Annotated in this window: 21 protein-coding genes; 16 read left to right on the forward strand and 5 right to left on the reverse strand. The window is 70.4% G+C overall.

The features are described 5' to 3' along the window. Positions 1-102: 102 nt before the first annotated feature. On the forward strand, positions 103-831 hold the full coding sequence (locus tag FHX52_RS18915; protein ID WP_141823939.1) for an esterase family protein: 729 nt from the start codon (positions 103-105) through the stop codon (positions 829-831). Here FHX52_RS18915 and FHX52_RS18920 read toward each other — a convergent pair. The 3 genes from FHX52_RS18920 to FHX52_RS18930 are packed head-to-tail and all read right to left on the reverse strand — an operon-like array spanning position 807 to position 4093. Then, complete coding sequence (locus FHX52_RS18920) at positions 807-1535, reverse strand: lysoplasmalogenase (RefSeq protein ID WP_141823940.1); 729 nt, start codon at positions 1533-1535, stop codon at positions 807-809. The genes FHX52_RS18915 and FHX52_RS18920 overlap by 25 nt on opposite strands. Positions 1536-1578: 43 nt before the next feature. Next, positions 1579-2385, reverse strand: a complete 807-nt coding sequence (locus FHX52_RS18925) for an SDR family NAD(P)-dependent oxidoreductase (protein WP_141823941.1) — start codon at positions 2383-2385, stop codon at positions 1579-1581. Positions 2386-2401: 16 nt separating this feature from the next. Then, positions 2402-4093 (reverse strand): FAD-binding protein, encoded by a 1692-nt coding sequence (locus FHX52_RS18930; RefSeq protein WP_141823942.1) that lies wholly within the window; start codon positions 4091-4093, stop codon positions 2402-2404. A 50-nt stretch (positions 4094-4143) separates the two neighbouring features. Between FHX52_RS18930 and FHX52_RS18935 the strand changes: the two genes are divergently transcribed. From FHX52_RS18935 to FHX52_RS18950, 4 genes are all read left to right on the forward strand, one after another. After that, entirely contained in the window at positions 4144-4722 is a 579-nt protein-coding gene (locus FHX52_RS18935; protein ID WP_141823943.1) for a TetR/AcrR family transcriptional regulator, read from the forward strand. A gap of 166 nt (positions 4723-4888) precedes the next feature. Beyond that, positions 4889-5299, forward strand: a complete 411-nt coding sequence (locus tag FHX52_RS18940; protein ID WP_141823944.1) for a hypothetical protein — start codon at positions 4889-4891, stop codon at positions 5297-5299. A gap of 101 nt (positions 5300-5400) precedes the next feature. Further along, the gene (locus FHX52_RS18945) at positions 5401-7275 is read left to right on the forward strand and encodes an ABC transporter substrate-binding protein (RefSeq protein WP_141823945.1); all 1875 of its coding nucleotides are present in this window, start codon (positions 5401-5403) and stop codon (positions 7273-7275) included. 174 nt (positions 7276-7449) lie between these two features. Next, entirely contained in the window at positions 7450-7887 is a 438-nt protein-coding gene (locus FHX52_RS18950) for an iron chaperone (protein ID WP_141823946.1), read from the forward strand. A 160-nt stretch (positions 7888-8047) separates the two neighbouring features. Here the strand turns inward: FHX52_RS18950 and FHX52_RS18955 are convergent, their stop codons facing one another. After that, positions 8048-8854, reverse strand: coding sequence for a GTPase (locus FHX52_RS18955; protein WP_141823947.1), 807 nt, complete (start codon positions 8852-8854; stop codon positions 8048-8050). 308 nt (positions 8855-9162) lie between these two features. Here FHX52_RS18955 and FHX52_RS18960 point away from each other — a divergent pair, with 308 nt between their 5' ends. After that, entirely contained in the window at positions 9163-11046 is a 1884-nt protein-coding gene (locus FHX52_RS18960; protein ID WP_246070273.1) for a GAF domain-containing protein, read from the forward strand. Positions 11047-11098: 52 nt separating this feature from the next. Here FHX52_RS18960 and FHX52_RS18965 read toward each other — a convergent pair whose 3' ends face one another. After that, on the reverse strand, positions 11099-11977 hold the full coding sequence (locus FHX52_RS18965; RefSeq protein ID WP_141823948.1) for an alpha/beta fold hydrolase: 879 nt from the start codon (positions 11975-11977) through the stop codon (positions 11099-11101). Between the two features lie 70 nt (positions 11978-12047). Between FHX52_RS18965 and FHX52_RS18970 the strand changes: the two genes are divergently transcribed. The 10 genes from FHX52_RS18970 (at position 12048) to FHX52_RS19015 (ending at position 21393) form a co-directional block, all read left to right on the forward strand. After that, entirely contained in the window at positions 12048-12665 is a 618-nt protein-coding gene (locus FHX52_RS18970; RefSeq protein ID WP_141823949.1) for a TetR/AcrR family transcriptional regulator, read from the forward strand. Between the two features lie 188 nt (positions 12666-12853). Further along, positions 12854-15373, forward strand: coding sequence for a M14 family zinc carboxypeptidase (locus tag FHX52_RS18975; RefSeq protein WP_185747383.1), 2520 nt, complete (start codon positions 12854-12856; stop codon positions 15371-15373). 84 nt (positions 15374-15457) lie between these two features. Next, positions 15458-16360, forward strand: a complete 903-nt coding sequence (locus FHX52_RS18980) for an NAD-dependent epimerase/dehydratase family protein (protein WP_141823951.1) — start codon at positions 15458-15460, stop codon at positions 16358-16360. 72 nt (positions 16361-16432) lie between these two features. Beyond that, entirely contained in the window at positions 16433-17155 is a 723-nt protein-coding gene (locus FHX52_RS18985) for a DUF72 domain-containing protein (protein ID WP_185747384.1), read from the forward strand. Between the two features lie 73 nt (positions 17156-17228). Next, positions 17229-17759, forward strand: a complete 531-nt coding sequence (locus tag FHX52_RS18990) for a DinB family protein (protein ID WP_141823952.1) — start codon at positions 17229-17231, stop codon at positions 17757-17759. A gap of 172 nt (positions 17760-17931) precedes the next feature. Continuing rightward, on the forward strand, positions 17932-18387 hold the full coding sequence (locus FHX52_RS18995; RefSeq protein WP_141823953.1) for a GNAT family N-acetyltransferase: 456 nt from the start codon (positions 17932-17934) through the stop codon (positions 18385-18387). A 219-nt stretch (positions 18388-18606) separates the two neighbouring features. Further along, entirely contained in the window at positions 18607-18888 is a 282-nt protein-coding gene (locus FHX52_RS19000) for a type II toxin-antitoxin system RelE/ParE family toxin (RefSeq protein WP_141823954.1), read from the forward strand. Between the two features lie 17 nt (positions 18889-18905). Further along, a complete protein-coding gene (locus FHX52_RS19005; protein ID WP_141823955.1) occupies positions 18906-19199 on the forward strand; it encodes a HigA family addiction module antitoxin in 294 nt (97 codons plus the stop codon). Between the two features lie 482 nt (positions 19200-19681). After that, on the forward strand, positions 19682-20086 hold the full coding sequence (locus tag FHX52_RS19010) for a nuclear transport factor 2 family protein (protein ID WP_185747385.1): 405 nt from the start codon (positions 19682-19684) through the stop codon (positions 20084-20086). A 590-nt stretch (positions 20087-20676) separates the two neighbouring features. Further along, positions 20677-21393, forward strand: a complete 717-nt coding sequence (locus tag FHX52_RS19015) for an FMN-dependent NADH-azoreductase (protein WP_141823957.1) — start codon at positions 20677-20679, stop codon at positions 21391-21393. Positions 21394-21438 lie beyond the last annotated feature (45 nt).

Here is a 21438-nt window from a genome sequence, read left to right on the forward strand (position 1 = left end):
GTCACCGGCCTGAGAGGCCCCGGTGGACGCTCGTGGACGCCCGTGGACCCCCGGAAACACCCGTGGTTGAGTTGCCCCACCGACAGAGAGGCAGGTAGCGCGATGAAGGTGACCGACCGGTGGTACTCCGACCGCCTCGGCCAGGACCTCACCGTGGCACGGTGGGGCTCCTACGGCAGTCCCGTGCTCCTCTTCCCCACGGCCGGAGGTGACGCCGAGGAGGTCGAGCGGCACAAGATGATCGCCCACCTCGAGCCGCTCATCGCGGCCGGCCGGGCGAAGGTCTACTCCGTCGACAGCGTCGCCGGTCGCGCCATGGCCGAGCGCCACGGCTCGGCCGAGTACCAGCTCGCCCTGTTCAACGGCTTCCACGAGGCGATCGCGCGCGAGGTCATCCCGGCGATCCACTCCGACCTCGGCGGGCAGCAGATCCCGGTCACCGTCGCCGGCGCCTCGATCGGGGCCTTCAACGCCCTCGCCATCACCTGCCGCTACCCCGAGCTCGTGCGGTCGGCCGTGTGCATGAGCGGCACCTACGCCATCGAGCAGTTCATCGGTGGCCACGTCAACGACGACCTCTACTTCAGCTCGCCGCTGCGCTTCCTCGGCGGCCTCGAGGGCCCGGCGCTCGACACGCTGCGCACCCGGATGATCGTGCTGGCCTCGGGCAGCGGCCGCTGGGAGGACGTCGGCGAGTCCCGTGCCGTCGCCGACGTGCTCGGGAGCAAGGGCATCCCCAACCGCGTCGACGACTGGGGCCCGTCCTACGACCACGACTGGCCGACGTGGTGGGCCATGCTCCCGCTCTACCTCGACGACCTGCTGCCCTGAGCCTCCGCCGCGGCCGCCGCGGTCGTCATCGCCGAGCTGCGCTCACGGCCCACGACACCCGCGACGATGAGCGCCTGCCCGACGACGTAGGTGAGCATCACCCAGAAGCCGTGCCGCGGCAGGTCGAGGCCCGCGAACTCGTGCAGCGCGATGAGGGCGTCAGAGACGAGGAAGACGGCCCCGCCGACCCCCGCGAGCAGTGACACCCCGGTCGAGAGCGCGGCCATCGTCACGAGCGCCGCGCCGTAGACGACGACCGGGACGAGCATCGCCCCGGCACCCTCGCGACAGGCCACGACGAGCGCGACGAACACGACGGCATACGGCAGCAGGAGCGCCGGCCGGCGCATGACGCTGCCGCCGCGCAACGGCCAGAACGCGACGATGTAGGCGACCTGCGCCAGCAGGAAGGCCCCGACCATCGCGAGGAACGAGAGGTCGCCGGGCACGAAGTCGGGCACGGCGTCGCCGAGGAACGAGAAGCCCAGCGCGACCAGGACCCACCGCACGAGGCGGCTGCGCGGTGGCACGGTCGCGGCCACCAGGGTGAGCGCCAGCAGCGGCATGAGGAGGTCCTGCGTGATGTCGGACAGCAGCCCCGTCGCGTCGGCGAGCTGCAGGACGAGGTGCACGCCGGCGACGGCGACGAACGCCGCGGCGACCAGCCCGAGCCTTCGCGGCCGCTCGGTCGACGCTGTTCCCATGCCACACAAGGTAATCCCGGCCCTTCGCCTCGCGCACGCCCGCTCAGCCGAGGAGTGACGCCATCTTCTTGGCGATGAGGTCGGTGGCTCGTCGGGGCGACAGCCGGGAGATGCGGTCGATGGAGCGGGCGTCCTTGCCGATGACGACGCGGAAGGCTCCCTTCTCGACGCCCTCGATGATCTGTCGGGCCGCCTCGGCGGGCGTCGTCAGCGAGCCCGCTGCTGCGCTTGCCGCAGCATCCGCGCCGGGGATCGCCGCGCCGGAGTGTTGCGCGATGTCGGTGGCCACGCCGCCCGGGAACACGACGGTCACAGCGACCTTCGTCGCGCGCAGCTCGGCATACAGCCCCTCCGTGAGCAGCATGACCGCGGCCTTCGAGGCGCCGTATGCCGTCTGGCCGGGGACGGGCGCGAGGGCCCCCATGCTTGACACGTTGACGATGCACCCTTCGGGGCGCTGCGTGACGTCGGGGAGGAAGGCCTGGGTCGTGTGGACGACGCCCCAGAAGTTCACCGCCATGACCTTCTCGATCTGGCGCAGCTCGAGGTCGGCGAAGCGCACGAACGGCTGGATGATGCCCGCCACGTTGACGAGCCCGTCGACGACCCCGTGGGCAGCGCGCACAGCCTCGGGGAGAGCACCGACCGCGCCGCTGTCGGTGATGTCCACGGCGTGCGTGCTGAGGCGAGCGCTGTTGGCGCCGGCGAGCCGCACGGTCTCGGCCAGGCCCTCCTCGCTCAGATCGACGGCAGCCACCCGGCCTCTCCGGGCGAGGAGGCCGAGCACGACCTCACGGCCGATGCCGTTGCCTCCACCGGTGACGACGAAGACCTTGTCCTGGATCTGCATGGCTCTCTCCTCAGGCTCAGTGGGCTGCGGCCGGCGTCGCGGGGCGCGCCGCAGCGGCGACCGTCCCGGTGAGGTGGCGTGCCGCGAGGTGACCGAAGACGCAGGCCGGCCCGAGGGTCGAGCCGGGCCCTGGGTAGGTGCGTCCCATGACGGAGGCGCTCGTGTTGCCGGCGGCATAGAGGCCCGGGATGACCGACCCGTCCGGAGTCAGCACGCGGGCGTGCTCGTCGGTGACGACCCCACCCTTGGTGCCGAGGTCGCCCGCGACGATCTCCACCGCGGCGAAGGGACCCTTCTCGATCGTTCCGAGGTTCGGGTTGGGGCGCGAGGACGGGTCGGCGTAGTAACGGTCGTAGGCAGAGTTGCCGCGTCCGAAGTCGTGGTCGATGCCGGTCCTCGCGAAGCCGTTGAAGCGGTCGATGGTCTCCTGCAGGCTCTGCCGGTCGACGCCGATCTGGTCGGCGAGCTCCGCCAGGGTGTCGGCCCGGTGGAGGATGCCTGCGGACGCCATGGCCTTGTTGGCGCGGGGGTCCAGCGCATACGACCGCAGGTAGCGGCGGGCGTGACGCACGTCGGTGACCATCCAGAAGCGGCCCGGAACCTGCCGGGCGTGCTCGAGCAGGTGATGGCCGAGGTCGACGTAGGACTCGGACTCGTTGGCGAAGCGTCGCCCCTCGGAGTCGACGATGAGGCTGTGCGGCACCGACCGCTCGCTCACGAGGAAGGCGGCGCTGCCGTCCGGCGTCGCCGGGGGGATCGAAGCGCCCCACCAGGCGTCGTCCATGAGGTCGAGCGCGGCACCGAGCCGCGCCGCGGCCTCGATGACGGTGCCGACGTTGCCCCTGGAGCCCGAGGACGCCGATCCGTCGACGCCCTGGTGCTGCTGACGCAGGGCGGTGTTGTGGTCGAAGCCGCCTGCCGCGAGCACGACGCCCTCACGTGCGCGAAGGTCGACCGCTGAGCCTCCCCGCGATGCGCGGACGCCGACGACGCGGCCGTCCTCGACGAGGATCTCCTCCAAAGGGCACTCGAGCCAGATGCCCACGCCCTGGCGCAGCGCGATCTCGAGGAACGAGGCCGTCAGTGCCGCGCCCATGCCGACGAGCCGGCGACCGCGCGCGAGGCCGGCGACGACGCGCCCGACCACCCGCGCCCCACGGCCGAAGCCGTCAGGAGAGGACCAGGCTCGCTGGAGGAGCCAGAAGTCATCGGTCTTGACCGGGGCGGGCACGCCGTCCTGGCCGCGGGCGGACGTCCACCACGGGCCGATGCGGCGCACGTCGAAGGGCTCGACCTCGAGGGCGCGCCCGATCTTGCCGCCCGACTTCTCCGGGTAGTAGTCCGGGTACTCGGCGGCGCGGGTGAAGCGCATCCCGAGGCGTTCGGCCATCGTCACGAAGTCGGCGACGCCGTCGACGAAGGCTGCACGCCGTTCGGGCGAGGCGGCTGGCCCGGCGTCGCCGACCGTGACCTCGAGGTAGGCCAGGGCCTCGTCGCGGGAGTCGGCGGCGCCGGCGCGCTCCATGAGCGGGTTCGTCGGCAGCCACAGCCCGCCCCCGGACATGGAGCTGCTCCCGCCCCAGCGAGGCGTGGACTCGAGCATGACCACCGACCGCCCGGCATCCGCAGCCGTGACCGCCGCCGCGAACGCTGCTGCGCCGGTGCCGACGACGACGACGTCGAACTCCTCGTCCCAAACCCGGTCCATGGTCACCTCTCGTCCCAATCCGGACACTGTTGTCCGGATACGATCTCAGCATGGCCCCACCGACGCAGCAACGCAATAGGGGACCGGCAGCCGCCTCCTCGAACCGGGCGGCGCTCGTCGCCGCGGGTAGACGACTCTTCGCCGAGGAGGGCTATCGGGTGCCGCTCAACGCCATCGCGCGTGAGGCGGGCGTCGGCCAAGGGGTGCTCTACCGGCACTTCCCCTCGCGCACCGACCTCGCCCTGGCGGTCTTCAGCGACAACATCGACGAGATCGCCCAGCTTGCGGCCGAGCAGACCGGGCCTGACGCGTTCCTTGTTCTCTGGGACCGGATCGTGGGTCACCTCCTCGAGTCGGCGGCCTTCGTGGAGGCCCTGCTCGACGAGGACCAGCGGCCGGAGTGGGCAGGGGCCGCGCGCCTCGAGGCCCTTCTCGGCGACGCGTTGTCGCGGTCGCAGGAGGCCGGGCTCGTCGACGACAAGCTCACGGCCGGAGACGTCATCCTGCTCCAACGCATGCTCTACGGGGCGCTCGTCACCGCCGCCTCCCGGGAGGACGCCCGGTCCTCGGTCGTGCGGGTGCTTGAGCTCGTCGACCCCCGGCTGGCGGCCGTCGTGTCGCAGCGCTGACCGGGCGAACTCGGCCACACGGCATACCCCGACGGCGTATGCCGTGTGCCCGGGGAGCCGGGGCACCCACCCGCCGCGCTGGGGCCGGGTATCAAGCCCGGGCGCTGGTCGCTCTGAGAGGAACAGGCCCGCGCGGCGTGGGCCCCCTGTCCGTGAGGTCCCTGTCATGAGCACTTCCGACGTCTTGCTGATCAAGGCCCCCGAGGCCTGGCCCGTGCCCGTCGTCGCGACGCTGGCGATGGTGCTGCTCGCCGGGCTCGACCTCGCCGGCGCTCTCTTCGCCAAGGAGTGGGCCGAGAACGGCAACGTCCGCGCCCTCGTGCTCGGTGCCGGGGCCTTCCTCGTGCTCTTCTGGGTCTACGCGTCGTCGCTGAAGTACGCCGAGCTCGCCCTCGTCACGATGGGGTGGGTCGTCATGCTCCAGGTCGGGCTCGTGCTCATCGACCGCTGGCGCTACGGGGTGGAGCTGCCGACGGGCAAGTGGGTGGCCATCGGGGTCGTGCTCGTGGCGCAGGGCTACCTCGTGCTGGCGCCGGGGGTCGAGCGCGCAGCGAGCGTCGCGGGCTCGGCTGGATAGACTGCGGCGACGGCTGGGAGCGCGCTCGACGCGTCCGGGTGGTCAGCCGGCACCAGTCGCGCCGCTCATGACCGAGGGGCGCTCGCCCAGTGAGGAGCCCCATGCGTCGTCCCGCCGCCCGACGTGCGCAGCGCGCGGCTCGGGCGATGGGCCTGCTCGCAGTGGCGGCGCTGCTCGGCACGGCGGCCTGCACGACGGCGCCCGAGACCACCCCCACGACGACGACGGGGACGGCGACTCCGACGGTCACATCGACGAGCGCCACGCCGGCGCCGCTCGTCGTCGAGACCGTCTTCGACCACTCGACGCTCGACCCGACGCGGCAGTACGACCGCAGCGGCGCCCTCCTGTCGAAGGCGCTGTACGAGACGCTGACGACCTACGACGGCGCCGACCAGACGAAGCCGCAGGCGGGGCTCGCGGAGTACACGATGTCGCCCGAGGGCAAGTGGCTGACGCTTCGGCTGCGGAGCGGACGCACCTTCTCCGACGGCACTCCGGTGACCAGCGACGACGTCGTCTTCACGCTCGAACGGGTCAAGGGCCTGCGGGGAGCCGCCGCCTCCATGCTCGGCAACGTCACCGCGCGCAAGGTCGATGACCGCACCCTGACGCTGACCTCGCCCGACGCCAACTTCGCGCTGCCTGCGATGCTCGCCAACCCGGCCTTCGGCATCCTCAACTCGCGGGTCGTCAAGGCCAACGGCGGCGCGATCGGGCCCGGCGACACGGCCGACACATGGCTCTCGACGCACTCGGCCGGCTCCGGTCCCTACGTCCTCTCCGGCGCCGACGCCACCGAGGTGCGCCTCACCGTCAGCCCCACGTGGACCGGCGCCCAGCCCGCCTTCCCCGAGGTCGTCGTGCGAGACGCCGACCCGGGCCGGCAGGTCTCGGACCTGACCTCCGGCAAGGCTGACGTCGCGCTCGACCTGTCGCCGGCGCAGGCCGACCGGATCGCGGCTGCGGCGACCGGGGCGGGCTCGGGCTCGGGCACGTCGACCGCGACCCCGGGGGCGGTGGCGGCTGCCGCAGGGACGCCGACCCCGACGCCGGGGTCGACCTCGCCGGCCACGTCGCCGCTGTCGGTGATGGCGGCCCTGTCGTCGACGACCGCCTTCCTCATGCTGCACCGCGACCCGACCGTCAACGCCTGGACCGCCAACGCCGACTTCGCCGAGGCCGTTCGTCTCGGCATCGACCGGCAGGCCGTGAGCACGGCGGTCCGTGACGCGATCCCGGCCGCCGGGGTCATCCCCGTCGGCATCGTCGGCTCGCTCCTCGCCCCCACCGGCACGGCCCCGGGCACCGAGACCGTGCCGCCGACCCTGCCGACGACCACGTCCGCGTCCGCGCCTCCAACGACCGAGCCCGGCCCCGACGGCACCACGCCGACACCGGGAGCCACTGCCACCGCCGCCCCGGAGCCCGTCGTTCCGCAGCGTGACCTGGCCGGCGCCCGCGCGGCGCTCGCGCGCTCGGGCTACAAGGGCCAGCCCATCCCGCTGACCTTCGCCCGCGACCTGCCGATCCAGGGGGTCCCGACCGCCTCGGTCGCCGCGATCATCAAGACCCAGCTCGCCTCCGTCGGCATCACCGTCGTCCCGACGCCGCTGCCCGCCGCCCAGGCGCTCGAGCGCTACCGCGCCGGCCGCGACGCCTTCAGCCTCTGGAGCTGGAACCCCGACTACACCGACCCCGAGAACTACCTCGCCTTCGCACCCGGCGGCCTCGTCGGCCAGCGCGCCGGCTGGGCGGTCGGAGCCGACGCCGACATCGACACCCTGGCCGACGCGGCGCGCTCCTCGGTGGGCGACGACCGACCGGCCGCGTATGCCGCGTGGCAGCGCGCGCTCAACACCTCCGGCCCGTTCGTGCCGCTCTTCCAGCCGTCGAGCCACCTCGCGCACGGTCCGCGGGTGACCGAGCTGCCCACGAACCCGGTCTGGACCCTCGACCTCGCCGGAGTCAGCTGACCCACCCACGCCCAGGTCAGCCGCACGCCGTATGCCGTGTGCCGCTGGCTCCGAGGTGTGCGGGTGGCGGGAGATCCGAGGCGGCAATCGGGAGGCGCCGCGGGGTCGGCCGGGCCTAGCCTGTGTGCCGACCGGCAGTGGTGCCGAGTCCTGATGCGTCGAGAGGATCCGAGCATGGCCGAGAAGACGTCAGACGGTTTCACCGCAGAGGAGCGCGCCGCGATGAAGGAGCGCGCGGCCGAGCTGCGCGCCGAGGGCAAGAAGGGCGCCAAGAAGGCCGACGGGCTCCAGGAGGTCCTCGACAAGATCGCCCAGATGGCGCCGGACGACCGAGCCCTCGCCGAACGCGTGCACGTGACGGTGACCGCGAACGCCCCGGAGCTCGTTCCGCGGACGTGGTACGGCATGCCGGCCTACGCGAACACCGACGGCAAGGTCGTGCTCTTCTTCCAGGACGCCGGCAAGTTCAAGTACCGCTACTCGACGCTCGGCTTCCAGGAGGCCGCCAACCTCGACGACGGCGACATGTGGCCGGCCTCCTACGCGCTCCTGAGCTGGAGCCCCGCCGTCGAGAAGAAGGTCGCTGCCCTCGTCAAGGCCGCCGTCTCCTGACGAGCGGCGCCGCAGCGCTCGTCAGACTCACAAAATGCCGAGCTCGGCCAGGGCCGCAGCACGAGGACCGCGGTCGGCCCCGACTTTGTGAGTCCGACGGCCCGCGCGGGCGCTCGCTCGGCCACACGGCATACGCCGGCGGGGGCCGTATGCCGTGTGCTCAGGCGTGGCCGCTCAGCTGACCCAGGCGGTCGGCGAGGGCGTCGACCATCGCGCCGGCGCGCTTCTCGGGGAAGGCGGACTTGCGGTCGCCGCCGCTGCTCGAGACGGGCAGCACGTCGATCGAGAGCTTGGCGCCGCCAGCGAGGGCGCGCAGCGCGTCGACCTTGTCGCCGAAGGGCGTGCCGCTGCCGGGCGAGTAGTAGCGGACGGCCTCGTCGATGGAGTCGGGGTAGAGGTCGGTCTTCGTCACCGCGATGATGAGCCAGATCGGCTTGTGGCGGCGCACGGCCAGCGAGGCGATGCGGTGCGAGGTGATGGTCCAGTCCTCGAGCTCGGCGGCGAGCTGCTCCTCGCGGGTGGCAGTCGCGACCCCGGTCGTGCCGCCGGCGCGTCGGGGGGTGGCGTGGCCGTAGCCGACGACGTGGATGAGCCCGTCGACCGGCTCGTCGTGGAAGACCTCGTCGAGGGCGGCGAGGCGGGTGGCGGCGTTGTCGCCCGGGACGACGAGGAAGCGGAAGCCGTGCAGCTTGGCGCCCTTGCGGGTGCGGCGCTCCATCGTGGCCGAGCCGACCTCGGCCACGGCGTCGTCGGTGGAGCGGCGGGTCAGCCGGTCGACGAGCTGGCTCTTGCCGACGCCGGTCATGCCCGTGACGGCGACCATGGGGTAGCGGTCGCGCAGCAGCCGGCTGAGCCGCTCGGGTGCCTGGGCGAGCGCGGTCAGCAGACCGGTGGCGACGGTCGCGCCGAGCGCGGTGCGGCTCGACGTCGGCAGGATCGTCCTGATCCGGGATGAAGTCTGAGACACGGTGCCTCCTCGGCGTGCTGGTCTGGGGCCAGTTGACCCTAGAGCCTACGTTCCGTACCCGTGCCGGTGGCTCGCGCACCGGTGGGCAACGCGCAACACCCCGTCCTGGCGAGAGGACAGGGTGTTGCGGCTCCGACTCTAGCGGGGTGGCCGCTGAGCGCGTCGCCCGGGCGCGAGCAGCAGGGCCTGAGCCGGCGCCGACTCCGCTGCCGACCCCGCGAGGTTGCGGCTTTCTCGACCGCGCGCCGTCCGACGGGAGGAAACTGCACCTTGGAGCGCATCGAGGCACCAAGGATGGGGAGCCGAGCATGGTCTGGTCCGGAGAGGCCACGGAGGACAGCATCGCCGTGATGTCGCGCCAGGCGCTCGTGGGGCGTCTTGCGCAGGTCAAGGAGCAGTTCCGGGCCACGAGCGACATCCTCAAGGTGCTGACGAGCTCGTCGGGAGACCCCGACAAGGTCTTCGACGCCGTCGTCGAGAACGCCCGGACGCTGCTCAACGCGGCTGTCGCGCAGATCTACCTCGTCAAGGGCTCGACGTACGTCATCGCGCGCCAGAGCGGCATGTCGGAGGAACACCGCCGGCTCCTCGAGCAACATCCCATCAAGCGCGACCGCGGCACCCTCGTCGGCCGCGTGACCATCGACCGCCGGATCCACCACATCACCGACGCCGTCGCCGACCCGGACTACAACCGGTCCGACCTCCAGCGGATGGCCGGCTTCCGGTCGATGATCGGCGCACCGCTCATCGTGGGAGACGAGGTGGTGGGCGCCCTCAATGTCATGCGGAACCGGGTGGCCCCCTTCGACGACGTCGACGAGCGCGTCCTCGCGACGTTCGCCGAGCAGGCGGCGCTCGCGCTACGCCACGTCGACCTGTTCGCCACGCTCGAGAGCAGGTCCGCCGCGCTCGAGAGCAGGTCGGCCGAGCTGGCCCGCAAGGTCGAGCAGCTGGAGGGTCTCGCCGACGTCGGTGCCGCGATCAGCTCGACGCTCGTTCCGGACGAGATGCTCGCCACGATCGTGTCGCACGCTGTCGAGCTCTCCGGCACCGACGGCGGGTCGCTGATGGAGTACGACGAGGCGACCAGGCTCTTCCGGGTGCGAACCGTCTACGGCACGAGCGAGGACACGGTCTCTGCCCTTCGGGCCGCCGAGATCCACATCGACCGGACGTGGGTCGGCAAGGCGGCTCGGAGCCGCTGGGTCCTGCAGATTCCCGACCTGGACGAGGCCCCGCTCGACGAGCACCTGGCCGTCCTGCACGCAGCCGGCTGGAAGTCGCTCGTCGCCGTCCCGCTCGCCAGTCCTGACCGGGTCGTCGGCGTCCTGGTCGTCCGGAGAAAGAAGACCGGCTCCTTCAGTGGTGAGACGTGCGACCTTCTCGACGCCTTCGCCAGCCAGTCCGCGGTGGCACTGACGAACGCCCGCCTCTACCAGCAGCTCGAGCTGCAGAGCGCCGACCTGGCCGAGGCGAGCAGGCACAAGTCGGAGTTCCTCGCGAGCATGTCGCACGAGCTGCGCACCCCGCTCAACGCCGTGATCGGCTTCTCCGAGGTGCTCCTCGAGCGGATGTTCGGTGACCTCAACGAGCGGCAGGAGGACTACCTCAAGGACATCCATGCTGCCGGCAGCCACCTGCTCGCGCTGCTCGGCGACATCCTCGACCTGTCGAAGATCGAGGCGGGGCGGATGGAGCTCGACCTCACCACGTTCCAGGTGGACGACATCATCGGCCAGGCCCTATCGCTGGTTCGCGAGCGGGCGGCCCTGCACGACATCGAGCTCACGCTCGAAGCCCAGGAGGACCTCGGGCTCGTCACCGCCGACGAGCTGCGCCTCAAGCAGGTGCTGCTCAACCTGCTCAGCAACGCCGTCAAGTTCACGCCGGACGGCGGCTCCGTCGAGATTCACGCACATCGCGACGCAGGCGACCTCGTCGTGACGGTGACCGACACCGGCATCGGCATCTCGCGAGAGGACCAGGCCCGCATCTTCGACTCTTTCCAGCAGGGCAGCAGGTCTGCGTCGACGACGGAGGGCACAGGCCTCGGGCTCACGCTGAGCAAGCAGATCGTCGAGCTGCACGGGGGCGCGATGTGGGTGCGGAGCGCTCTCGGGAAAGGCAGCACGTTCGGCCTCAGGATCCCGCAGGAGGCTGTGACCGCGAAGCCGCGAGACGAGCACTGACCGGCCGACGACGGGTCGGGCGCCTGAGCGACCGTCGTGGGGCCGTATGCCGTCACGTGCGTCGCGTGTCCCCGTGGCCGGGCGTCTGCCGCTCCCAGAACCGCCGGATGTGGACGGCCAGGGCCTCCGGCTGCTCCAGCGGGATCAGGGTGCGGGCCGCGCCGATGGTGACGGCCTCGGCGTCGGGTGCGAGTGCGGCTGCTGCCTTGGCGTCGGCGGGGCTCCAGTCGCCTCGGTCGTCGGAGGCGATGAAGAGGCTCGGCACGGTGAGGTCGGCGAGTTCTCCGGTCACGTCGACGCGGTTCAGGATGAACGACCGGACGGCCAGGGCCAGGCTGCGGCGGGTCGGCCGCCCGAGCGACTCCGTCACGACCCTCCGGATCGGCTCACGGGCCGCAGAGGCGTCGGTGAGCATCGCCTCGACGATGGCCGAGCGCGCCGGTCCCACCGGGCCCGCGGTCCGCACGACCGGGAGCAGGAGGTGGATCTGCCGGCGGAGCGGCGCGGGGATCGGCTGGGTCGGTGAGCTGACGGCCACGAGGCTGCGCAGCACGCCCGGTCGCGCGCCGAGCTTGAAGCCGACGTGGCCGCCGAACGCGTTGCCGACCCAGTCGACGCGTTCGTCGATGCCGAGCCAGGCGAGGAGGTCGAGGGCGGCGTCCGCGGCGCCCGCGATGTCGCTCGCCGCGTGCAGGGGCTCGCTGAGGCCGAGGCCGGGCGGGTCGACGAGCACGTAGCGCCGGCCGGTCGGAAGGAGGGGCAGGAGGGGGTCCCAGGTGTGGCTGTCGACGAACATCGACGACCACAGGACGGTGGGGATGCCGTCGCCGATGGACCGGACGTGGAGCCGGCCGAGCCTCGTGGGGACGGGCTTGGTGGGGACGGGCTGGATGCTCGCTGCGGTCTCGACGCTGTCGGCAGGGTGGTTCATCAGGGCTCCTCAGAGGATCATTTGATAGGAGTGTTACTAACATGAATATATTGAGGTTAACATCGATCGCATGAAAAGTGGAGAGGTCCGGCCCTACCGGATGACGGCTCGGGCCGAGGCCGCGGAGCGGACCGGCGAACGGATCATCGACGCGATGCTGCGGCGCTACGCCGACACCCCCTACGACCGCATCCGCCTCGACGACATCGCCACTGACGCCGAGGTCACCGTGCAGACCGTGATCCGGCGCTTCGGCACGAAGCACGGGCTGCTGGCCGCCACGATCGAGCGTGAGTTCGCCCGGCTCGCCGCCGATCGCGCGGCGGCCCTCGCGGACAGCCCGGAGGCAACGCTCCACTCGCTCGTGCGCTACTACGAGACCTACGGCGCGCTGATCCTCAAGCTCTATGCCGAGGCGAGCCAGGCGCCCGGCGTGCCGGAGCTCGCGGCCCGCGCCCGGACCTATCACGTCGGCTGGTGCCGGGAGGCGTTCGCCGATTCCCTCGCCGACGTGGCCGACGCGAGGACCCGAGAGCGGCGGATGGCCCAGGTCATCGCCATCTGCGATGCGACGACCTGGCGCGTGCTCCGGTTCGACGGGCACCTCTCCAGGGGGCAGACCGAGCAGGCGCTGCTCGAGCTGCTGCTGCCCGTGCTGGGTGCCTCGTCACCTGCGCCGGCGCCCTGACGGGGGTGGCGGCCTCTGGCTGGCCCAGGGCAGTGCCGTCGACGCGCGCTGCCATATGTCCATATCTGTGGGCATTGACGGACTTCTGACAGCAGTGGTTCAGTGAACTCTCAGGATTCTCCGTCCGCTCGATGGGGGTTTTCATGCACGGCAGGGGCACCACTCACCTCGTCCGACTCACAGGCGGCATGACTGCGCTGGCGCTCGCCGCGGCGCTGCTCGTCACCGCCCCTACTGCTGGGGCGCAGGCCGCGTCACCGCCCAGACCCGCGTCGCTCGCGGCGGCCTCGTCGGCTGCCGCGGCGGCGCCGTGTGACCCGTTCACCGCCCCGACGCTCGACGCGAGCGTGCCCACCGCGCGCGACGTCATCGGCATCGACCTCGGCGACCGCGACGTCACGACGCAGGAGTCCGACAGCTACCTCACCGCCGTCGCCGCGGCGAGCCCGAAGGTCGTCGACGGGGTGCTCGCCACCACGGTGCAGGGGCGCCCGCTGAGGTATGCCGTCGTCGGCCAGGAGAAGTGGGTGACCCCCTCCGGGCTGGACCGCATCGGCCGCGACCTCGGGCGACTCCGCGACCCGAAGACCCCTGAGGCCCAGGCCCGCCAGATCATCCGCTCGATGCCGTCGATCCTCTGGGTCGCCGGCAACGTGCACGGTGGGGAGGAGAGCGGCACCGACGCCGCGCTGCGGGTCCTCTACGAGCTCGCCGCGCGCACCGACTGCGCCTCCCAGGGGATCCTCGACGACGCGATCGTCGTCGTGCTCCCGACCCAGAACCCCGACGGGCGTGAGGCTGACACCCGGCGCAACGCATACGGCTTCGACATGAACCGCGACTGGTTCGCGCGGACCCAGCCGGAGACCGACGGCAAGGTCGAGATGCTGCGCAAGCTGCCACCGCAGCTGTTCATCGACGCGCACGAGATGGGGCGGGCGACCTACTTCTTCCCGCCCAACGCCGACCCGGTCTACCACGACATCGGCGAGACGCCGCTGGACTGGATCTACAAGCTCTACGGCCCGGCGATGCAGGAGGCCTTCGGGCGCTTCTCGATCCCCTTCTTCAACGGCGACGTCTACGACCTGTTCTACATGGGCTACGGCGACAGCGTGCCGGCCACCGGATTCAACGCCGCCGGAATGACATTCGAGAAGTCGAGCGGTGACCCGGCCTCGCAACGGGTGCGGGAGCAGTACGTCGCGATCTGGGCGACGCTGAGCGCCGCGGGAGCCAAGGACGACGAGCTGCTGACGCAGTGGTGTGCCGAGCACGTCAAGGCCTACCAGCAGGGAGTGGCCGGGGAGCTCGAGCCCAACCAGCTCTACTGGGAGGGCGCGGAGATCACCAACCCCGTCCCCGACACCAAGGTCAGGCACTACTTCCTGCGCACCGACGACCCGGCCAAGACCGAGGAGGTGCAGCGCGTCGTGCGGCGGCTCCAGCGGATGGATGTCGACGTCTTCCGGCTCGTGCGCCCGCTGACGGTGCCCGACTACACGCCCTACGGCCGGCCTGCCGCCTCGACGACGTTGCCGACCGGCACCTACTGGATCCCCATGGCCCAGGGCCAGAAGCACTGGGTCCAGGCGATGCTCAACGAGGACACCTACGTCCCGTTCCCCTACTTCTACGACGTGACGGCGTGGAGCTCGCCGCTGCTCGAGAACATCGCGGGTGGCCGCTCCGGCGCAGACCTCAAGCCCCAGGCCGCTCCGCTGGCGCTGCAGGCCGAGCCGGTCTCGGCTGTCACGGGGGCGGCCCCGCGGCTCGGCGTGTGGCAGATCTCTGCCACCTCGACCGCCTCGATCGAGTCGGCCGGCTGGCTGCGCTGGTGGCTCGACAACCGCGTCGGGCTGGAGCACACCGACCTGACGGCGGCACAGATCGCCGGGGGTGCGCTGGCCGACATCGACGTGCTCGTCGTGCCCAGTGGGTCGGACGCCACCGCCTCCAACGCCCTCGGCACGGCGGGCCGGGCTGCCCTCGACCAGTGGGTGCGCGACGGCGGCCGGCTCATCACGCTGCGCGACAGCTCGCGGCTGGCCACCCGGCTCGGCCTCACCTCCGCGACCTACACGGCCGCGACCTCCGACATCCCCGGCTCGCTGATCCGGGTGGAGGTCGACGGGCGCAGCCCGCTGGCGGCCGGCGTGGGCGACACGGCGTGGGCGATGTACGAGTACGACTTCGTCTGGTCGGCTGCGGCTGGGGCCACGCCGGTGCGCTACCCGGCTGCGGGTGACCCGGACTGGTTCATCTCGGGCTTCGCCGAGGGCGAGGAGCAGCTGCACGGCAAGTCCGCTGTCGTGGACGAGAAGGTGGGTGACGGCCGGGTCGTCCTCTTCGGCTTCGACCCCAACTACCGCGCGTTCACCGGCGGCACGGCGCGGATGCTGCTCAACGCGATCATGGGGCCGGATCCTTCAGCGTCCGTGCAGGCCAAGGCGGTTGCGCTCAAGGCAACCTCGGCGCCGGCAGTCTCGGACCGCATGGTGATCAGCGTGCGGCCCGGTGCCGCCGACCGTGTGCAGGCGCTGCTCTCGGCACGGTCGGCGTCGGCTGACGTCGTCCGCTCGCCCGGCGTCGTCAGCTTCAGGGTCGACCTCGGTGGCAAGACGGCCGACGAGCACCCGTGGGCGCAGGAGGTCGCCCTCGACGCCGCCAAGCTCGGGCCTCAGGTGGTGGCCATCCGCCTCCCGTAGGGGGCTGCTCTTCTTGGGGTGGGCGCGTCCGGCGTATGCCGTGGGGGTGAGTTTCGCCGGACGCGCCGGTGGTTGGATCAGGGCATGCGCATCTTCTTCACCGGCGGCAGCGGCAAGGCCGGCAAGCACGTCGCACCCTTCCTCGCCGAGCAGGGCCACCAGGTCACCAACGCCGACCTCGTGAGGCTCGGGCACCCGGACGTCGCCGACTTGCGGGTCGACCTCACCGACATCGGCGAGACGTACTCGGCGCTCGCGGGACTGGCGCGCTTCGACGAGCTGGAGCTTGCGGCCAAGCCGGCATACGACGCCGTCGTGCACTTCGCCGCGGTGCCGGCGATCCTGCTGACGTCGGAGGCCAAGACGTATGCGACGAACGTGCTCAGCACCTACAACGTGCTCGAGGCGGCGACGCGGCTCGGCATCCGCAAGGTGATCTTCGCGTCGTCGGAGACGACCTACGGGGTGTGCTTCGCGCAGGGTGAGCGGCGGCCGGTCTACGTGCCGGTCGACGAGGAGCACCCGACGGTGCCGGAGGACTCCTACGCGATGTCGAAGGTCGCGAACGAGGTGACGGCGCGGTCGTTCCAGGCCCGCACCGGCGCCGACATCTACGGCCTGCGGATCAACAACGTCATCGAGCCGCACGAGTACGTCGAGCTGTTCCCGGCTTTCCTCGCTGACCCGGCGCTGCGACGGCGCAACATCTTCGCCTACATCGACACCCGCGACCTGGGGCTCATGGTGCAGCGGTGTCTCGAGGTCGACGGCCTGGGCTACGAGGTCTTCAACGTCGCGAACGCCGACTTGTCCGTCGCCGCGACGACCGACGAGGTGCGCGAGCGCTTCTATGCCGGGGTGGAGCTGCGCCGACCGATGGGGCGCGACGAGACGTTCTACTCGATCGACAAGGCACGCCGTCTGCTCGGCTACGAGCCGCAGCACTCGTGGCGCGACGTCTTGGAGGACCCGCACGCCTCGGCGTGACGATGGTGTCCAAGGGCGACTGCGTGGGTATGCCGTCCAGCAGGGTCACGTCTCGACGGGACGGATGGGCACGTGGACGTTCGCGTAGGGCTGTGCGGCTGGACGGTCTCCCAGGCGTCGTACGTCCAGCGCTTCCCCGTCCTCGAGGTGCAGCACACCTTCTACGAGCCTCCGTCGGACGGTGTGCTGACGCGATGGCGCAGCCAGGTGCCGGCAGACTTCGAGTTCACGATCAAGGCGTGGCAGATCGTCACTCACGAGTCCAACAGCCCGACCTACCGGCGCATGAAACGACCTCTGCCGGAAGACGCACATGGTCAGGTGGGAGGTTTCCGGACGACTCCTACGGTCCTTGCGGGGTGGGAGCGCACTCTCGAGTGCGCCCGCGTCCTGCGGGCGACCGCGGTCCTGCTTCAGTGCCCGAAGAGCTTTCGCCCGACGGCCGAGAACGTCCAGAGGCTGCGGGACTTCGTGGGGCAGGTGGAGCGGCCGGTCGGTCGCCTGCTGTGGGAGCCCCGAGGTGAGTGGCCCACGCAGCTGCTCACCGAGCTCTGCGCCGAGCTGGACCTCGTTCACGTCGTGGACCCCATGCAGACCGAGACGGTGACTCCGGAGCAGACGTACTACCGGCTGCACGGCACCAAGGGCTCGCGCCACGTTCACACCGATGACGAGCTGCTCCGGCTGCGGGACCGGGTCGTCGGTCGACCGTCGCCGTACGTCATGTTCAACAACCTGCCTCGCGTAAGGGACGCGGAGCGGTTCCTCGCCCTGCTCTCAGAAGCGGGCGTGTGAGGGGGGCGCACAGCTCGAGCGGCCGCGATAACTGGGTGCCGCTTCGGGCTTGGGACAACTACGGTCGCAACCCATGACGATTGAGCGCACCGACCCGCCGTTGGTTGCCGACGAGGCGAGCATGCTCGTGGCCTTCCTGGACTACCACCGAGACACCTTGCGGATGAAGGCTGACGGCCTGACGGCCGACCAGCTGCGACAGACCCTTCCGCCGTCGACACTCACCCTGGGTGGGCTGCTGAAGCATGTGGCCCTGAACGAGGCGAGCTGGTTCGGCCGGGTGCTGCACGGCCGGGCGATGGGTGAGCCGTGGGACTCGGCGGACTGGGACGCCGACCCTGACTGGGAGATGCACTCTGCGAGCGACGACAGCCCCGAGGAGCTGCGTCGGCTCATGGACGATGCAGTCGCCCAGGCGCGTCGTGACATCAATGAGGCACTCAGTCTTGGCGGGCTGGACCAGCTGTCGGTGATGCCGAGTCGACGTGGGGACGGGCAGTTCACCCTCCGATGGATCCTGCTGCACATGATCGAGGAGTACGCCCGGCACAACGGGCACGCCGACCTCATCCGTGAGTCTGTGGACGGCGCCACCGGCGAGTGACCGCCTCCGACGCGCACGTATCCTCGCCTGCAACAGCCGGGCGAGCCATCACGTTCAACTCCCGGCAGCCGACGATCCTGGTGCGCTCTGCGCCCGGCGCAGCCGCCTCTGCCTGGCACAACACTCACCGTCTTGCACCTAAGGCTTTCGCACCCACAGGAGTTCAGCTCACATGTCCGAGGTCAAGGTCCGTGACGCACGCCCCGAGGATTTCCCGCAGTGGCGGGCCCTGTACCGCGGATACGCGGACTTCTACAAGGTGAATCAGACGGAGCAATCCGCCGCGCTCGTGTGGTCGTGGGTGAACGACCCAGGCCATGAGGTCAACGCGTTGGTGGCCGAGACCGCCGATGGCCGGCTGGCCGGCCTGGCGCACTACCGTGCCTTCGCACGTCCGCTTTCCGCCACAACCGGCTGCTTCCTCGACGACCTGTTCGTTGCCCCCGATCACCGTGGCTCGGGAGCCGCCGCCCTGCTGCTTGAACGGCTCAGTGTGATCGCTGCTGAGCGCGGATGGAGTGTGGTCCGGTGGATCACCGCGGACGACAACCATCGCGCACGATCCAAGTACGACCAGATGGCCACGCGGACGATGTGGGTCACCTACGACATGCCTCCCGCGTTCTGACCCTCGCGGGCCAGCCCTGATGCCACAGTCCGGCGGCCGGACTGCCGCTCCCCTTGGGAAACCTGACTCGTACGGCGCCGCGACGCTGCCCCACAGGGGGCGCTGCGGCGCCGGCCCCATGTGGGCGACAGCCCGCGGAATGGGCTATCTCCCCGAGCCAGACCCTTGGTCGGCACTTTCGGATCGACGAGCATAACGCGCCGCGTTATGCTCGTTTGTGTGATCAGGTCGTTCGGGAACGCGATCACCGAACGGCTGTGGTCACGAGAACGCACCAAGAAGCTCGACCCGCGGATCGAGCGGACTGCCCTTCGCAAGCTTGTCGTGCTCGATGCGGCCGAGACCCTCGACGACCTGCGGGTCCCACCAGGCAACCGGCTCGAAGCGCTGCGAGGTGACCGAGCCGGACAGCACAGCATCCGCATCAACCAGCAGTGGCGGATCTGCTTCACCTGGACACCCGCCGGGCCCGAAGACGTCGAGATCCTCGACTACCACTGACCGAAGGAGGAACACCGATGGCCACCATCGCGCCGATCCACCCGGGGGAGGTTCTCCTCGAGGACTTCCTGAACCCGCTGGAGGTCACCCAGCACCACCTCGCCGTCTCGATCGGTGTCCCGCCGCGACGGATCAACGAGATCGTCCACGGCAAGCGCCGGATCACCGCCGACACCGCGCTGCGGCTGGCGCGCTACTTCGGCACCACCGACCGGTTCTGGCTCAACCTGCAGACCCGCTACGACCTCGAGATCGAGAAGGACCACCTCGGCGCCGCCCTCGACCGGATCCATCCCCTGCAGAGCGCCTGACCCATCCGGGCGCTACGCGGCGAATGCACACCGAGTCCGGCGGCCACATGCTTCGCCAGCACAGACGCGCTGGGGTGTTCGAGGCGGGCAGGGTCGCTCGGTCGCTCATCTTCGGCTTCGATGTGGCTAACAGAGCCATGCTTGCGGCACTTGGCCGAGCACTCGGCCCTGAAACGTCGTCGCCTCGGCGAATGGCCAGAACGCGCTGCTGGGTGCGGGGAACGGGAGACGGCAGCGGGGTTGGTGCATGTGGCGAACCGTCCCCCGGCCGGGAGACCGGACGTCCCGCTAACCGCACGCTAATCGCACGCGATGACACATGTTGACAACCCCGATGGGCGTTTCCGCATGTCAGGTACTCAGTTATGGCCGAACCGCCCAGTGTCTTGCAAGTCGGGACACGGGGCGGTTCGGCGCTGCTCCGTCAGCGCACTTGCGCCATAGACAACAACCGAGTCGGTGCGGCCTGCTTCAATCGAGCCATGTCCGACGATGTCGCCCTCGTCCTGGCGTGGATCGAGGCGAGCCAGCGCGCCCGAAACTCGCAAAGGCCCGAGGACTTCGACGCCTTGCGCCGATTCCTCGCAGACGATGTCCAAGTGAAACTAGCCAGTCCATGGACGGACTCGCCCTGGCGGATCGCCTACACGAGCGCTAACCAGATCGTCGACCGGCTCAACGCCCCGATCAACCAGGGACCCACCCTGACGACAGAGAATACGAACGTGGTCCAAGCCGGCAGGGACGTCCTCGTGGAGCAGTTGTCCACCATCACCCTCGACGGCGAGGACCACGTCAGCACGGTCTGCCACATCTTCACCGTCGAGGACGGCCGAATCCAGCAGTTGCGCACCTACCGCAACGACCACGGCCTCCCGACCGGCTGAGAAGGTGGGCGATAGGAGCCGGTATGACTCAGGTAGTCGGCGCACCGAGCGCAGCCAGTACTTCGCCCGCGTCCGGCTACAAACGGTGGCCCCGTTGCAGAGCATTCCTCGTCCGAGCGTTCCCCGTTCCTGGCGAGGAGGCGGGCCTGCTGCTGCGAGCCGCCTGCGCATGAGCCGTTGGGCGTCCCGACGTTTGCGGGGTCCGCTACGGCGGGTGCCGCCCGGCTGCTCAGGCTGGCTGGACGGCTCTCGGGCTGGCCGAGCAGGTGATGCAGCCGACGGCGTGGAGTCCGCGCACGGTGGTCCTGTCGGCCGAGGACCGGGAAACACTGGGCGTCTGAGCTCGATCCGTTGCATGCATCCGCTGCATGCTCAGTGTCGCCCGTACGGGGGACGTTCGGCGCTCACCGTCACGAAGCCCCGGCCCAGGTTGGTTTGAGGAGGGAACCTACGGACCGATCATTTCCGGCAACGGGCGTCCGGTCGCCGTCCGCGCCATACGCTTGGTCTGCGCGCTCTGTCTGGCGCGACTCTGTGGATGCCGCCGCCAGCTGAATCGCGAGGCTGCACCCAGAGATGGAGCGATCCCCATGAAGCTGCTGCACATCAACGCATCCCCGCGGGGCGAGAAGTCCAACACCGAGCGTGTCGCGGCGGCATTCGTGGCGAGCCTGCAGGAGCACCACGCTCACGCCCAGGTGGACACCGTCGATCTCTACAACGACGACCTGCCGGCCATCGCGGGCGACAACATCGAGGCGAAGTACACGCTCATGGTCGGCCAGCCGATCAGCAGGGACCACGCCGAGTCGTGGGCGCAGATCGAGCGCGCCATCGAACACTTTCTCTCCGCCGACGCGTACCTGCTCGCGACCCCCATGTGGAACTTCAGCATCCCCTACGCCCTCAAGTACTACATCGACTGCATCATCCAGCCCGGATACGTCTTCCGCTACAACGAGATCGGGCAGGCCGTGCCGTTGGTCCACGGCAAGAAGATGATCGTGGTGTCCTCGCGTGGAGGGGACTACTCCCCCGGATCGCCGATGAACGCCTTCGACTTCCAGGAGCCCTACCTCCGCGCCATCTTCGGGTTCATCGGTGTCACCGACATCGAGTTCATCACGGCGCAGCCGATGGACATCACGCCCGAGCTCCGCGAGCAGGCACTCGGTGTGGCCATCGACCACGCCCGGACGCTGGCAAGCCGCCCAGACTGGGCCTCCGTCACCGCGGACCGGCTACGGGTCAACCCACTGGGGCTGAAACCACAGCCCCTCGTGGACGAACCTGAGGATGCTCCCTAGCCTTCGGGGCTGACGTCACCCGGGCCGTCATCTGCCGTCACGGCT

This window comes from Humibacillus xanthopallidus (assembly GCF_006717145.1).
In the GTDB taxonomy this organism is placed as follows: domain Bacteria; phylum Actinomycetota; class Actinomycetes; order Actinomycetales; family Dermatophilaceae; genus Humibacillus; species Humibacillus xanthopallidus.